The 14997-nt window shown below is 71.9% G+C and carries 10 protein-coding genes and 1 pseudogene; 8 read left to right on the top strand and 3 right to left on the bottom strand.

What is annotated here, in order from left to right; genetic code table 11:
• Positions 1 to 131: 131 nt before the first annotated feature.
• The gene (locus G7Z13_RS24380; RefSeq protein ID WP_166002367.1) at positions 132 to 1766 is read left to right on the top strand and encodes a sensor histidine kinase; all 1635 of its coding nucleotides are present in this window, start codon (positions 132 to 134) and stop codon (positions 1764 to 1766) included.
• The gene (locus G7Z13_RS24375) at positions 1763 to 2458 is read left to right on the top strand and encodes a response regulator (protein WP_166002366.1); all 696 of its coding nucleotides are present in this window, start codon (positions 1763 to 1765) and stop codon (positions 2456 to 2458) included. Before G7Z13_RS24380 ends, G7Z13_RS24375 begins: the two co-directional genes overlap by 4 nt.
• Here G7Z13_RS24375 and G7Z13_RS24370 read toward each other — a convergent pair.
• Both G7Z13_RS24370 and G7Z13_RS24365 read right to left on the bottom strand, forming a co-directional pair.
• Positions 2340 to 4523, bottom strand: a complete 2184-nt coding sequence (locus G7Z13_RS24370) for a tetratricopeptide repeat protein (protein ID WP_166002365.1) — start codon at positions 4521 to 4523, stop codon at positions 2340 to 2342. The genes G7Z13_RS24375 and G7Z13_RS24370 overlap by 119 nt on opposite strands.
• Positions 4520 to 5071 carry a hypothetical protein gene (locus G7Z13_RS24365; protein WP_166002364.1) on the bottom strand — a complete coding sequence of 184 codons (552 nt, stop codon included), beginning with the start codon at positions 5069 to 5071 and terminating at the stop codon, positions 4520 to 4522. The genes G7Z13_RS24370 and G7Z13_RS24365 overlap by 4 nt, the downstream gene beginning before the upstream one ends.
• Positions 5072 to 5139: 68 nt before the next feature.
• Here G7Z13_RS24365 and G7Z13_RS24360 point away from each other — a divergent pair, with 68 nt between their 5' ends.
• The 3 genes and pseudogenes from G7Z13_RS24360 to G7Z13_RS24350 all read left to right on the top strand — a co-directional run bounded on the left by G7Z13_RS24360 (position 5140) and on the right by G7Z13_RS24350 (position 8869).
• A complete protein-coding gene (locus tag G7Z13_RS24360; RefSeq protein WP_166002363.1) occupies positions 5140 to 5973 on the top strand; it encodes a 5'-methylthioadenosine/S-adenosylhomocysteine nucleosidase in 834 nt (277 codons plus the stop codon).
• A gap of 169 nt (positions 5974 to 6142) precedes the next feature.
• Positions 6143 to 8064 (top strand): annotated as a pseudogene (locus tag G7Z13_RS24355) (tetratricopeptide repeat protein).
• A 97-nt stretch (positions 8065 to 8161) separates the two neighbouring features.
• Entirely contained in the window at positions 8162 to 8869 is a 708-nt protein-coding gene (locus G7Z13_RS24350) for an XRE family transcriptional regulator (protein ID WP_166002362.1), read from the top strand.
• 58 nt (positions 8870 to 8927) lie between these two features.
• On the opposite strand, the gene G7Z13_RS24345 is transcribed toward G7Z13_RS24350, so the two are convergent.
• Positions 8928 to 9953: an ATP-dependent 6-phosphofructokinase gene (locus G7Z13_RS24345; RefSeq protein WP_166002361.1), complete on the bottom strand. Its 1026-nt coding sequence runs from the start codon at positions 9951 to 9953 to the stop codon at positions 8928 to 8930.
• 203 nt (positions 9954 to 10156) lie between these two features.
• On the opposite strand from G7Z13_RS24345, the gene pta reads away from it, so the two are divergent.
• From pta to pyk, 3 genes are all read left to right on the top strand, one after another.
• A complete protein-coding gene (gene pta / locus G7Z13_RS24340) occupies positions 10157 to 12247 on the top strand; it encodes a phosphate acetyltransferase (RefSeq protein ID WP_166002360.1) in 2091 nt (696 codons plus the stop codon).
• A complete protein-coding gene (locus tag G7Z13_RS24335; protein WP_166002359.1) occupies positions 12244 to 13464 on the top strand; it encodes an acetate kinase in 1221 nt (406 codons plus the stop codon). The genes pta and G7Z13_RS24335 overlap by 4 nt, the downstream gene beginning before the upstream one ends.
• A gap of 73 nt (positions 13465 to 13537) precedes the next feature.
• Positions 13538 to 14968 carry a pyruvate kinase gene (gene pyk / locus G7Z13_RS24330; RefSeq protein ID WP_166002358.1) on the top strand — a complete coding sequence of 477 codons (1431 nt, stop codon included), beginning with the start codon at positions 13538 to 13540 and terminating at the stop codon, positions 14966 to 14968.
• Positions 14969 to 14997: the final 29 nt, after the last annotated feature.

The following is a 14997-nucleotide window of genomic DNA, read 5'->3' as shown; positions in this document are numbered from 1 at the left end:
AGATGCGGGATTCTCCGGGGGAAGGACCGGCGAATCTCCGGGGAATGCACGTGACTATCTCCCGGCCTGTGAGGGCGGTCACCCTTCCGTTCATTTAGTTCACACTTCGGCGGAGAGGCAGACTGATGCCCATGCGCATCCCGTCCGTCCCCCGCCCCCGCAGCCTGGCCGGCCAGCTCTTCGCCATGCAGGCCGTGCTCATCGCGGTGGTCGTCGCCGGGTACGCGCTCTTCACCTACGTCAGCGACCGCCGCCAGGCCGAGGAGGCGGCCGGCCGCCAGGCCACCGCGGTGGCCCGCTCGGTCGCCGACTCCCCCTCCGTACGGGAGGCGATCCGCACCCCCGACCCGACGGCCGCGCTCCAGCCGTACGCGCTGCGGGTCATGCGGGACACCGACGTCGACTTCGTCACGATCATGAATCCGCGGGGCATCCGCTGGACGCACCCCCGGCGGAGCGAGATAGGCCAGCGCTTCCTGGGCCACACCGAGCGCGCCCTGCGGGGCGAGACCTTCACCGAGACGTACACCGGGACCCTCGGCCCGTCCGTGCGCGCGGTCACCCCCGTGGTGGAGGCGGACGGGAGGATCGTCGGCCTGGTCAGCGCGGGCATACGGGTCGAGGCGATCACCGAGCGGGTCCGCGGCCAGCTGACCGCGCTGCTGGGCGTGGCGGCGGGCGCCCTGGCCCTGGGCGCGATCGGCACGTACGTGATCAACGCCCGGCTGCGCCGCCACACCCACGGCATGAACGCGACCGAGCTGAGCCGCATGCACGACTACCACCAGGCGGCACTGCACGCCGTGCGCGAGGGGCTGCTGATGCTCGACGGGCAGTACAGGGTGGCGCTGATCAACGACGGCGGCCGGGAACTGCTCGGCGTGTCCGGTGAGGTGATCGGCCGCTCGGTGGCGGAGCTGGGCCTGCCCGCGCCGCTGACGGGCGCGCTGCTGGGCTCCGGGCCGCGCGTGGACGAGGTGCACCTGACCACCGACCGGGTGCTGGTGGTGAACACCTCGCCGGTGTCGGGCGGGGAACGCCGCGGCACGGTCGTCACCCTGCGCGACGTGACGGAACTGCAGTCCCTCATGGGCGAGCTCGACTCGGAGCGCGGCTTCACCCAGGCCCTGCGCTCCCAGGCGCACGAGGCCGCCAACCGCCTGCACACGGTCGTCTCGCTGATCGAGCTGGGCCGCGAGCAGGAGGCGGTCGCCTTCGCCACCGCCGAACTGGAACTGGCCCAGGCACTGACGGACCAGGTGGTGGCGGCGGTCGGCGAACCGGTCCTCGCGGCCCTGCTGCTGGGCAAGACGGCCCAGGCCAACGAGCGGGGCGTGGAACTTGAGGTGTCGGCGGACAGCCGTCTCGACGACGGGGTGCTGCCGGAGGACTTGCCCTCCCGCGACCTGGTCACCATCCTCGGCAACCTCATCGACAACGCGGTCGACGCGGCCCAGGGCAGTGTCCGGGCACGGGTCACGGTCGCGGCGTACACGCAGGACGGCGAACTGGTGCTGCGGGTGTCGGACACCGGCGCGGGCGTGGACCCGTCGCAGGCGGACCTGGTCTTCCAGCGCGGCTTCTCCACCAAGCCGGCACCGGCCGGCCCCGGCGGCCGGGCCCGCGGCCTGGGCCTGGCCCTGGTCCGGCAGACCGTGCACCGCCACGGCGGCGCCCTGTCGGTGGCGACGGCCGAGGGCGGGGGCGCCCGGTTCGAGGTACGGCTGCCCCTGCGCACGGCCCCGGTCGCCGGAGGTACGTCATGACGCCGCCGGCCGCCGAGCCGATCCGCGTCCTCGTCGTCGAGGACGACCCCGTCGCCGCCGACGCGCACGTGATGTACGTCGGCCGGGTCCCGGGTTTCGTCGCCGTCGGCACGGCGCACACCGGCGCGGAGGCGCGCCGCGCGCTGGACCGCACCCCGGTGGACCTGCTGCTGCTGGACCTGCACCTGCCGGACGTCCACGGCCTGCAACTGGCCCGCTCCCTGCGGGCGGCCGGCCACCACGCGGACGTCATCGCGGTCACGTCGGCGCGCGACCTGACGGTCGTCCGGGAGGGGGTGTCGCTCGGCGTCGTGCAGTACGTCCTGAAGCCCTTCACCTTCGCGACCCTCAGGGACCGGCTGGTCCGCTACGCCGAGTTCCGCGGCGCGGCGGGCGAGGCGAGCGGTCAGGACGAGGTGGACCGCGCCCTGGCCACCCTGCGCGCCCCCGGCCCCGCGGCCCTCCCGAAGGGCCTCAGCGCACCGACCCTGGAACGGGTGACGGCCGCCCTGCGGGAGGCGGAGGAAGGACTCACCGCGGCGGGCGTGGCCGAGGCGGTGGGCATCTCCCGCATCACGGCCCGCCGCTATCTGGAGCATCTGGTGGACGCGGGGAGGGCGGGACGGAGTCCGCTGTACGGGCAGGTGGGGCGGCCGGAGCTGGTGTACCGGTGGGTGCGGGGTCCTCGGTGAGGGCGTCGGCCCAGGCGCGGGCCCGGGCGGCTTCCTCCGCGGCGTCGGCCCGGGCATAGGCGTCGGCGGCCCGGAGAAAGCAGGTGCGGGCTTCGGCGGGACGGTGGACGATCACGTGGGTGGCGGCCAGGTTGCGGAGGGACGTGCCCGCCCTGTACCAGTCCTTGAACTCCCGGTAGATCTCCAGGGCCTTGCCGTACGCCTCGATCGCCTCGTCCGGCCGGCCCGCCGCCAACAGGGCGACACCGAGGTTGTTCCACACGCCCGCCTCGCGGGGCCGGTTCCCGATGGCCCGGCACAGGTCGCGCGCGCGGGTGTGAGCGTCGATCGCCTCCTCGGCCCGGCCCGCCTTCCACAGGTCGGTGCCGAGGTTGCTCCACGCCCTGGCCTCGCCGTGGCGGTCCCCGGCGGCCCGGCACAGGTCCCGGGCCCGGGTGTCGGCGTCGATCGCCTCCTCCACCCGGCCCGCCTGCCGCAAGGCGGTGCCGAGGTTGCTCCACACACCCGCCTCGCCGTGGCGGTCCCCGGCGGCCCGGCACAGGTCCCGGGCCCGGGAGTGGGCGTCGATCGCCTCCTCCGCCCGGCCCGCCTGCCGCAGGGCGAGGCCGAGGTTGTTCAACGCCGCGGCCTCGCGGCGGCGGTTCCCGGCGCGGTGAGCCGCCTCCTGGGCGGCACGGGAGACGGTGATCCAGTCGTCGAAGTACCGCCGCCAGTCCAGATATGCCCCCAGGCACAGGGCCAGCCCCACCGCCGTGCCGGCGAGCCGCTCCTCCCGCGCCCACGACGCCGCCGCCACCAGCCCCGCCCGTTCGCCGTCCACCCACGTCAGCGCCTGCTCACGGTGCGCGAACCGCTGCGGCTCCGGTTCGCCCTGCAGCCACCGCACCCGCTCGTTCGCCGCGTCCACCCACCGGTGGTAGCACTCCAGCACCCGCTGCCGCGCGGCCACGCCCTCCTCCGGGGCCACCACACCCGCCCCGAACACCCGCACCAGGTCGTGCAACCGCCACCACCCGCGCCCGCTCGCCCGCTCGACGAGATGGGCCCGCGCCAGGGCCTTCAGCTCCCGGGCCGGCGGCGCGTCCGTACCGGCCAGCGCGGCGGCGACCTCGTCGCTGATCTCCGGGCCGGGCGCGATGGCGAGCAGCCGCAGCACACGCGCCTGCTCGGGCGGCAGCCGCCGGTAGGAGAGATCGAACGCCGCACGCACACTCCGCTCGCCGTCATCGAGATACGACAACCGATCACGCGACTCGGCGAGCTCCCCGACGAGTTCCCCCACCGGCATCTCGCGGTCCTCCGCCAGCAGCGCGGCCGCGATCTGCAAGGCCAGCGGCAGATGGCCGCAGAGCCCGGCGAGCCGCCCGGCGGCCTCCGGGTCGTCGCGCACCCGGCGGTCCCGCGGATCCGCGATCCGCAGCGCGAGGTCCAGAACCTCGTACGCCGCCTCGGGGGTGAGCTGGTCCAACGGCACGAGCCGCGCCCCCAGTTGCGGCAGCCGGTCCCGGGACGTCACGAGCACCCGGTGCCGTGCGCTCCCCGGCACCAAGGGCCGGACCTGATCCGGCGACGACGCGTTGTCGGCAAGGAGCAACACCGCACCGCGCTCACGCGCGCGCCGGGCCAGCACCGACCGGTACAGCACCGCCTGTTCGTCCACCGTCGCCGGGATGTGCTCGGGCTCGACGCCGAGGGCGCGCAGCAGGGCCTGCAGGGCCGGACCGGCGGTCACGGGCGCGTCGTCGTATCCATGCAGGTCGACGAAGAGAACCCCGCCCGGGAACCACCCCCGCTCCCGCGCCGCGTGCGCCGCCTGCACCGCCAGCGCCGTCTTCCCGATGCCGCCCAGCCCGGACACGGCGGTGACGAGCACGGCCTGCTCCGGATCGCCCGGCGCGGCCGGGTCGAGCGCGTCGAGGAGCCGGCCCAGCTCCGCGTCCCGCCCGGTGAAGCCGGCGGCCTTGGCGGGCAGGGAGTCGAGCGCGGTGGGCGCGGGGGCCTGGGCGACCCCGGTGACCGGCCCGTAGAAGGTGCCGCCCCGGAAGTCGACGTGATCAGCACTCATGCCACGTCCTCACCCCCGCCGAACGGCAGCGCGTACACCACGACCTGCACCGCGAGCCCGACCACGACGCACGCCTCGACCACCGAGATCATCAACAAACCCCGGCTGACCTCCCCGGCCCAGTACACGGCGAGCGCGCTCAGCGGTACGACGCAGAAGGCGAGCAGGTCGACCACGAGCTGCGTGACCTTCCGGGCCACCCGCCGCGCGTCCCCGCGGTGAAAGCTCTCCCACCGGAAGACGGACTCCTCACCGGCGAGCCGCGCGAGCCGGGGCCCCAGCTCACCGCGGATGTACGCCCCGATGGCGGAGATCTTCTGGTCGTTGACGAGATACGTCCACCCCAGCACCACACACACCGGCGGCAGCGCGAGCAGCATCGACGCCTGCTTGGCCTGCGCCGCGGCCGCGATGACGGCGGCGACGACGGCGAGGGTGACGTACAGCAGGTTGTCCCGGAACCCGATCCGCGCCTTCTGCTCGTCCTTGACGCTCTGGTACTCGGCGAGCAGCAACTGCCCGGCGGTGACGTCACTCTCGTCCGGCACGTCGTCGCCCTTCTCCCCCGCTGTCCAACAGCCCGCCGTTTGCGACCACTTGGCAGTACTTTAGGGGTGTGCCGCAGACACATCCCAGGGTTCCCACCGTTGTCGTCCTCACCGCGCTCGCACTGGAGTACGCCGCCGTGCGCGGGCACATCGAGCATCGGGAGGAGTTCGTGCACCGCGACGGCACCCGTATCGAGCAAGGACGCCTCGCGGGCACCGACTGGTACGTCGCGCTCGCCGAACTCGGCGAGGGAGAGAGAACGGCGGCGTCCCTCACGACCCAGCTCATCGAGTGGCTGCGCCCGGAGGCGGTGCTGTTCGTCGGGGTCGCGGGGAGCCTCAAGGACGACATCGCGATCGGGGACGTCGTCGTGGGCACGAAGGTGTACGGCATCCACGGCGGCAAGTGGGCCCCTGGCGGTTTCCTGTCCCGCCCGGAGTCCTGGCCGGGCTCCAACGCACTGGTGCAGGCAGCGCGTTCGGCGGTCCGGGACATGCCCGCCGTACGCACGCACTTCAAGCCGATCGCCTCCGGGGACGTGGTCCTCGCGGACGCCGAGGCGCGGATCGCGAAGGATCTGCGTGAGCACTACAACGACGCGGCGGCCATCGAGATGGAGGGCTCCGGCGCGGCGCACGCGGCACATCTCAGCGGGCAGGTGCACGCGCTGGTGATCCGCGGGATCAGCGACCGCGCGGACGCGCGCAAGCACACGGCCGACGCGGCCGGCTCCCAGGAGCGGGCCGCCGCGCAGGCGGCGTCGGTGGCCGTGGAGGTGCTGCGCAAGCACCACCCGCGCGCCCGGGCCTCCGACTCCCGGGAGGGCCCCCATACCGGCGGGGACCACATCGACTTCCGGGGCAGCACCTTCTACGGCCCGGTCATCGGCAAGCAGCAGTAGCCCCGCCGCCAAGGCCCCGGTCCACGGCCCGGTCCCGGTCGCGACGACCACCCTCCCACCCCGCCCTCCCGGTTTCACGGGCCGCACGGAGGAACTGGACCGCCTGCTGCCCCGCCTGGCCCCCGCCTCGGAGGAGGGCACCCCGCTCCTCATCTCGGCTGTCACGGGCATGGGCGGCATCGGCAAGACGGCCCTGGCGGTGGAGGCGGCGCACCGGGCCCGCGCAAAGGGCTGGTTCCCGGGCGGGTTCCTGTTCGTGGACCTGCGCGGCTACGACGACAACCCGGTGACGGCGGACCAGGCGGTGCTGGCCCTGCTGGCGCGATGGGCGTACGGGGCACGGACCTCCCACCCACGACGCCCCGCCAGTACGACGCGTACCGCACCCTGCTGGCCGAGCGGCGCGACCGGACGCTGCTGATCCTGGACAACGCCTCGGACCCGTCCCAGTACGTCCCGCTGCTCCCCGGCACGGACCACCATCGGGTGGTCATCACGTCCCGGAACCGCCCGGACACGCTCCCCGTACGGGTCATCGACCTGGAAACCCTGGATCCCGAGGAGTCCGCCGCCCTCGTCGCCCGCGCGCTGCACGACGCCGACGAACGCGACGACCGTCCGTCCCGCGAGCCGGACGCCCTTCGAGAACTGACCTTCCTCTGCGGCCACTTGCCCCTCGCTCTTCAGATCGCCGCCGCGATGCTGCGCAGGCGCCGCCACCGGGACATCGCCTCACTGGTGACCGAGATCAAGGGGGTCGGGGACCCCACGGTGGTCCTGGACAAGGGCAGCCGGGGTACCGACGTGTACGGCCGCACCCTCGTCCTCCGGCCCGTCCTGGAGACGTCGTACCGCCGACTCCCGCCCGACCAGGCCCGGCTCCTGCGCCTGCTGTCCGTCGCACCCGGCACGGACACCGGCACGGAGGCGGTGGCCGCGCTGGCCCACCTGAGCGTGGAAGCCACGTTGTCACTGCTGGAGGAGCTGGCGGCGACGCATCTGGTGACGTCCGAGTCGGGGCTGCGGTGGCGGCTTCACGACCTGGTGCGGACGTTCAGCGCGGGGATGGCGGACCAGGCGGAAAGAGAGGCGGCTCAGGAGCGGGTGCTGTGGTTCTACGACCAGTGGGCGGACGCGGCCGATGAGCGGCTGCGCTGGCTTCCCGGGAGGCCCGAGCCGAAGCGCTTCGCGGACCGTCGGCAGGCGCTGGCGTGGCTGGACAGGGAAAGGGCGGGGCTGGTGGCGGCGGCGCTCTGGGCGGGGGAGGAGCGTTTCAGGGATACGGCGGTCCGGCTGGCCCTCTGCCTCTGGCGGTATCTCCACTGGCGCCGGTACTTCGACGACTTGGTCGCCGTCTCCCGAGCCGCACAGGAGGCGTCGCACGCTGCCGGAGATCTGCTCGGCGAGGGCATGGCGTGGGACAACCTGGGCATCGCCCTGCAGGAGATGGGGCGGGTGGAGGAGGCGATCGACGCCCACACCCACGCCCGCGAGCTCTTCCGGATCACCCGGGACCGCCGGCGTGAGGCCACGGCGTGGAACAACCTGGGTTGCAGTCTGCTGGACGGAGGGCGGGTGAACGAGGCGATCGATGCCCACACCCGCGCCCGCGACCTGTATCAGGCTGTAGAGGACCGCCACTACGAGGCCAGCGCGTGGAACAACCTTGGCCTCGCCCTCCAACAGGCCGGGCGGGCCGGCGAGGCCATCGACGCCCACACCCACGCCCGCAATCTCTTCCACGTCACCCGAGACCGCCACTACGAGGCCACCGCGTGGAACAACCTCGGCCTCGCCCAGCAGAAGACGGGCCGGGTCGAAGAGGCGATCGAGTCGTTCGCCAGGGCCGTACGGATCTGTCAGGAATTCGAGGACTGGTACGGGGCAGGCCGGACCATGTACAACCTGGGACACGCATACCAGATGACCCACCGCCCGGCCGATGCCCGCGCCTGTTATCTGCAGGCCGCACGAGCCTTCATCCGCGCAGAGTCTCCCGTCGAAGCCGCCGAGGCCCTCGCCCGCACCGAGGCCCTGGGGGAGCCCTCCAAAGAGATCACCCCCAGCCGTCAAGAGGTGACCGACCAGTAATCGCCACCCCTGGCCAAAACCGTACGTTCCTACGATCTGTGATTGTGTCCGAACAGACCGTAGTCACCGATCGCACACCCCCGTACCTTGATGCATCGTGCGCCGACCCCCTGCTCAGCCGAACCAGCCCGCCCCGCCCTTCAACGCCCTCGCCGCCCGCCGGCTCCGGGCGGCACTGGGCATGGGGCCCGAGCATGTCGCCTACGGCATGCGCGCGTCGTACGGGCTGCCGTACGTGACGCCGGACCTCGTGATCGCCTGGGAGCGCGGGGTGGCGAACCCCAGCAATCCGGAGCTGACCGCGCTCGCGGGGGTGCTGTGGTGCTCCCCTGGCGAGCTGATAGGCAGCCCGCGGACGCTGAAGGAGCACCGCGTCGCCCGCGGACTCGCGCCGGAGGACGTCGCGCGGGCGACCGGGCTGGAGCTGCTGGCGTACCAGCGGATGGAGGAGCACGACGAGTGGCGGGGCAACGACCGGCAGTCGGCCGTCCTCGCCGACCTGCTGGATCTGGACCTGCCCGCGATGATCTCGGTCACCGGCCGGGAGGCCAAGCTGGCCGAGCTGCTGCGCAGCGCGGTGAGCACGCGCTGGCAGGCGTACGTCCGCCCGGTGGGCAAGATCGTGCCCCTGGACAAGCACATCCTGGAGGGCACCCTTCAGGGGCTGCACCAGGACTACCAGGGGCACATGGCGGCCACCCTCAGCTGGGGCGGCGGCGGCCGGGACTCGGACGTGTCGGGGCAGGAGTTCCTGGACCGGATCGTGGAGTACTTCTGGACGACGGCCCAGCGCCATACGGCCTGAAACCGCCCGGCCTGAACCACCCGGCCTGAACCACCCGGCCGCAACGTGAGGCGGCGGTCTAGAAGACCGACTCCGCCTCGTCCATGCGGTCCTTCGGGACCGTCTTCAGCTCCGTGACCGCCTCCGCCAGCGGCACCATCACGATGTCGTTGCCGCGCAGCGCGGTCATCTTGCCGAACTCGCCCTGGTGCGCGGCCTCCACCGCGTGCCAGCCGAAACGGGTGGCGAGGACCCGGTCGTACGCCGTGGGCGTGCCGCCGCGCTGGACGTGGCCGAGGATGACCGGCTTGGCCTCCTTGCCGAGGCGGCGTTCCAGTTCGTGGGCGAGGGCGGTGCCGATGCCCTGGAAGCGCTCGTGGCCGTACTGGTCGATCGCGCCCTTGCCGTAGTCCATGGTGCCCTCGGCGGGGTGGGCGCCCTCGGCGACGCAGATGACGGCGAACTTCTTGCCGCGGGCGAAGCGTTCCTCGACCATCTTGACCAGGTCGGCGGGGTCGAAGGGACGCTCGGGCAGGCAGATGCCGTGCGCGCCGGCGGCCATGCCGGACTCCAGGGCGATCCAGCCGGCGTGGCGGCCCATGACCTCGACCACCATCACGCGCTGGTGGGACTCGGCGGTGGTCTTGAGGCGGTCCATGGCCTCGGTGGCCACGCCCACGGCCGTGTCGAAGCCGAAGGTGCGGTCGGTGGAGGAGATGTCGTTGTCGATGGTCTTGGGGACGCCGACCACCGGCAGGCCCGCGTCGCTCAGCATCCGGGCCGCCGTCAGCGTGCCCTCGCCGCCGATCGGGATCAGCGCGTCGATCCCGAAGTCCTCGACCATGTCACCGGCGCGGGAGCAGGCCTCGCGCAGCCGGTCCCGCTCCAGCCGCGACGAGCCGAGGATGGTGCCGCCGCGCGCGAGGATGCCGCTGACCGCGTTGAGGTCGAGGCTGCGGTAGCGGCGCTCCAGCAGGCCCGCGTATCCGTCCTCGAAGCCGATGACCTCGTCGCCGTAGTTGTCGACCGCTCGGTGCACGACCGACCGGATCACTGCGTTCAGGCCGGGGCAGTCGCCGCCTGCGGTGAGGACTCCGATACGCATCGTGCTGTGTCTCCTGCTCGCTGTTGATACCGGTGAGCCACTTCCGATTGTTCCACGTCCCGCACCCCGGTGCCGCTCACCGTTCTTGACGGGCGCCTTATCCATCGCCGGAGGTATTGTCAAGAGGGTTCTGCTCACCTCGGTGGGCGATTTTTGTACCCCATCCGAGACGAGACCCACTCGAGAAGGAACGGAGAGCACGCGTGACGCGCAGCGTGTACGTGACCGGTATCGACCGCGGCGACGGCCGCCAGGTCGTCGAGCTGGGGGTCATGGAGCTCCTGACCCGGCAGATCGACCGGGTGGGTGTCTTCCGTCCCCTCGTGCACGACGGGCCCGACCGCCTGTTCGACCTGCTGCGCGCCCGCTACCGGCTGTCGCAGGACCCGGCGACCGTCTACGGCATGGACTACCAGGAGGCCTCCGCGCTGCAGGCCGAGCGCGGCACGGACGAGCTGGTCGCCACCCTCGTCGACCGCTTCCACCTGGTCGCCCGCGACTACGACGTCGTCCTGGTCCTCGGCACCGACTACGCCGACACGCAGTTCCCCGACGAGCTGTCCCTGAACGCGCGCCTCGCCAACGAGTTCGGCGCCTCCGTGATCCCGGTCGTGGGCGGCCGCAAGCAGCCCGCCGAGGCGGTCGTCGCCGAGACCGTCAACGCCTACCGCGCCTACGACGGCCTGGGCTGCGACGTGCTCGCCATGGTCAGCAACCGGGTGGCCCGCGTGGACCGCGATCACATAGCCGAGCGGCTGGCGGACCGGCTGCCCGCGCCCTGCTACGTCCTGCCCGACGAGCCGGCCCTGTCCGCGCCGACCGTCTCGCAGATCGCCCACGCGCTCGGCGCCAGGGTGCTGCTCGGCGACGACTCGGGGCTCGCCCGCGACGCGCTGAACTTCGTGTTCGGCGGCGCGATGCTGCCGAACTTCCTGGGCGCCCTGACGCCGGGCTGCCTGGTGGTGACCCCCGGTGACCGCGCGGATCTGGTGGTCGGCTCGCTGGCCGCGCACAGCGCCGGCACCCCGCCGATCGCGGGCGTGCTGCTCACCCTGAACGAGGTGCCGAGCGACGACGTGCTCACCCTCGCCGCCCGGCTCGCCCCCGGCACCCCGGTGCTGTCGGTGTCCGGCAACAGCTTCCCCACCGCCGAACAGCTGTTCTCCCTGGAGGGCAAGCTGAACGCGGCCACCCCGCGCAAGGCGGAGACCGCGCTCGGCCTGTTCGAGCGGTACGTCGACACCGCCGATCTGACCAGGCGGGTCTCCGCGCCGAGCAGTGACCGCGTCACGCCGATGATGTTCGAGCACAAGCTGCTGGAGCAGGCCCGCGCGGACAGGCGCCGGGTCGTCCTCCCGGAGGGCACCGAGGAGCGGGTGCTGCACGCGGCCGAGGTGCTGCTGCGGCGCGGTGTCTGCGACCTCACCCTGCTCGGGCCGGTGGACCAGATCCGCAAGAAGGCCGCCGACCTCGGCATCGACCTCGGCGACTCCCAGCTGATCGACCCGGCCAGGTCCGAGCTGCGGGACTCCTTCGCCGAGCTGTACGCGGGCCTGCGCGCCCACAAGGGCGTGACCGCGGAGCTGGCGTACGACGTCGTCTCGGACGTGAACTACTTCGGCACCCTGATGGTCGAGGAAGGTCTCGCCGACGGCATGGTGTCGGGGTCCGTGCACTCCACCGCCGCGACCATCCGGCCCGCCTTCGAGATCATCAAGACCAAGCCGGACGCGTCGATCGTCTCGTCCGTCTTCTTCATGTGCCTCGCCGACAAGGTGCTGGTCTACGGCGACTGCGCGGTCAACCCGGACCCGGACGCCGAGCAGCTCGCCGACATCGCCATCCAGTCGGCGACGACGGCCGCCCGGTTCGGCGTGGAGCCGCGGATCGCGATGCTGTCGTACTCCACGGGCACGTCCGGCTCCGGCGCCGACGTCGACAAGGTGCGCGAGGCGACCGAGCTGGTGCGCTCGCGCCGGCCGGACCTGAAGATCGAGGGCCCCATCCAGTACGACGCGGCCGTCGAGCCGTCGGTCGCCGCGACCAAGCTGCCCGGATCCGAGGTCGCCGGGCAGGCAACGGTTCTGATCTTCCCGGACCTCAATACAGGCAACAACACCTACAAGGCCGTGCAGCGCTCGGCCGGGGCGATCGCCGTCGGCCCGGTGCTCCAGGGCCTGCGCAAGCCCGTCAACGACCTGTCCCGGGGCGCCCTCGTCCAGGACATCGTCAACACCGTCGCCATCACGGCCATCCAGGCCCAGTCCCCGATCGAGAAGGCAATCCAGCAGTGAGTTCCTCCCGTGTCCTCGTCCTCAACTCCGGCTCCTCGTCGGTGAAGTACCAGCTGCTCGACATGCGCGACAGCAGCCGGCTGGCGGTGGGCCTCGTCGAGCGCATCGGTGAGGAGACCTCGCGCCTGAAGCACACCCCGCTGCACACCGGCGGCGCCGGCCGGGAGTGGACGGACGCGATCCCCGACCACGACACCGCCCTCAAGGCCGTCGCCGAGCAGCTCGCGCAGGACGGCCTCGGCCTGGACTCCCCCGAGCTGGCCGCGATAGGCCACCGGGTGGTGCACGGCGGCAAGCACTTCACCCAGCCGACGGTCATCGACGACACCGTCCTCGCCGAGATCGAGCGGCTGATCCCGGTCGCCCCGCTGCACAACCCGGCCAACCTGACCGGTATCCGCACGGCGATGGCACTGCGGCCGGACCTGCCGCAGGTCGCCGTCTTCGACACCGCCTTCCACACGACGATGCCGGAGTCGGCCGCCCGCTACGCGATCGACGTGCAAACCGCCGACGAGCACCGCATCCGCCGCTACGGCTTCCACGGCACCTCGCACGCCTACGTCTCCCGGACGACCGCGAAGCTGCTGGGCAAGGCGCCCGAGGAGGTGAACGTCATCGTGCTGCACCTGGGCAACGGGGCGTCCGCCTCCGCCGTCCGGGGCGGCCGTTGCGTGGACACCTCCATGGGACTGACGCCTTTGGAGGGACTCGTGATGGGTACCCGCTCCGGCGACCTGGATCCGGCTGTCATCTTCCATTTGATGCGAGTTGGCGGAATGTCCACGGACGAGATCGACACTCTTCTCAACAAGAAGAGCGGGCTGATCGGCCTGTGCGGTGACAACGACATGCGCGAGATCCGCCGTCGGGTGGACGAAGGCGACGAACAGGCGCGGCTCGCCTTCGACATCTACATTCACCGGTTGAAGAAGTACATCGGCGCCTATTACGCCGTGCTCGGCACGGTGGACGCGGTCGCCTTCACCGCCGGGGTCGGCGAGAACGCGGCAGCGGTGCGGGAGGCGGCCGTGGCGGGCCTGGAGGAGCTGGGCCTGGCGGTCGACGCGGAGCTGAACGCCGTACGCGGCGACCAGCCGCGGCTGATCTCCCCGGCGGGCGCCCGGGTCGCGGTCGCCGTGGTCCCGACCGACGAGGAACTGGAGATCGCCACGCAGACGTATGCGCTGGTTAATGGCTCACCGAATCTCACCTGAGCGGCATCCCGCCCTTTTGTATTTTCCGCCAGCCGGAATATTCCGCAGCGAAACAAACCGATAGGATCGCCCCATGCGCCGTTCGAAAATCGTCTGTACTCTCGGCCCCGCGGTCGACTCCCATGAGCAGCTGGTCGCGCTGATCGAAGCCGGCATGAACGTGGCCCGCTTCAACTTCAGCCACGGCACCCACGCCGAGCACCAGGGGCGGTACGACCGACTCCGGGCCGCGGCCAAGGAGACCGGCCGGGCCATCGGTGTCCTCGCCGACCTCCAGGGCCCGAAGATCCGGCTCGCGACCTTCGCCGAGGGCCCGGTCGAGCTGGTGCGTGGTGACGAGTTCACCATCACCACCGAGGACGTCCCGGGCGACAAGACGATCTGCGGCACGACCTACAAGGGCCTGCCCGGCGACGTGTCCAAGGGCGACCCGATCCTGATCAACGACGGCAACGTCGAGCTGAAGGTCACCGAGGTCGACGGCTCCCGGGTGAAGACGATCGTCATCGAGGGCGGCGTCATCTCCGACCACAAGGGCATCAACCTGCCCGGCGCGGCCGTCAACGTGCCCGCGCTGTCCGAGAAGGACGTCGAGGACCTGCGGTTCGCGCTGCGCATGGGCTGCGACCTGGTCGCCCTGTCCTTCGTCCGGGACGCCAAGGACGTCGCCGACGTCCACCGGGTCATGGACGAGGAGGGCCGTCGCGTCCCCGTCATCGCCAAGGTGGAGAAGCCGCAGGCGGTGGACAACATGGAGGACGTCGTCATGGCGTTCGACGGTGTGATGGTCGCGCGCGGCGACCTGGCCGTCGAGTACCCCCTCGAAAAGGTCCCGATGGTGCAGAAGCGGCTGATCGAGCTGTGCCGCCGCAACGCCAAGCCGGTGATCGTGGCGACCCAGATGATGGAGTCGATGATCACCAACTCCCGTCCGACCCGCGCCGAGGCCTCCGACGTGGCCAACGCGATCCTGGACGGCGCCGACGCGGTCATGCTGTCCGCCGAGTCGAGCGTGGGCGCGTACCCGATCGAGACGGTCAAGACGATGTCGAAGATCGTCCAGGCGGCCGAGGAGGAGCTGCTCTCCAAGGGCCTGCAGCCGCTGGTGCCGGGCAAGAAGCCGCGCACGCAGGGCGGTTCGGTGGCCCGCGCCGCCTGCGAGATCGCCGACTTCCTGGGCGGCAAGGGCCTGGTGGCGTTCACCAAGTCCGGTGACACCGCCCGCCGGCTGTGCCGCTACCGCGCGTCCCAGCCGATCCTCGCCTTCACCACCGACGAGTCCACCCGCAACCAGCTGGCGCTCAGCTGGGGCGTGGACTCCTACGTCGTGCCGTTCGTGAACAGCACCGACGAGATGGTCGACCTGGTCGACCAGGAGGTTGTGAAGCTCAACCGCTTCAACCCGGGCGACATCATGGTCATCACCGCCGGCTCCCCGCCCGGCGTCCCCGGCACCACCAACATGGTCCGGGTGCACCACCTGGGCGAGGGCGACCGCGCCTGACCCCCCAGGCGGTCTGACGCACGTCGCCC

Source organism: Streptomyces sp. JB150 (assembly GCF_011193355.1).
In the GTDB taxonomy this organism is placed as follows: domain Bacteria; phylum Actinomycetota; class Actinomycetes; order Streptomycetales; family Streptomycetaceae; genus Streptomyces.
The sequence above is the reverse complement of the archived record's forward strand: the minus strand, read 5'-3'. Positions and strand labels throughout refer to the sequence as shown.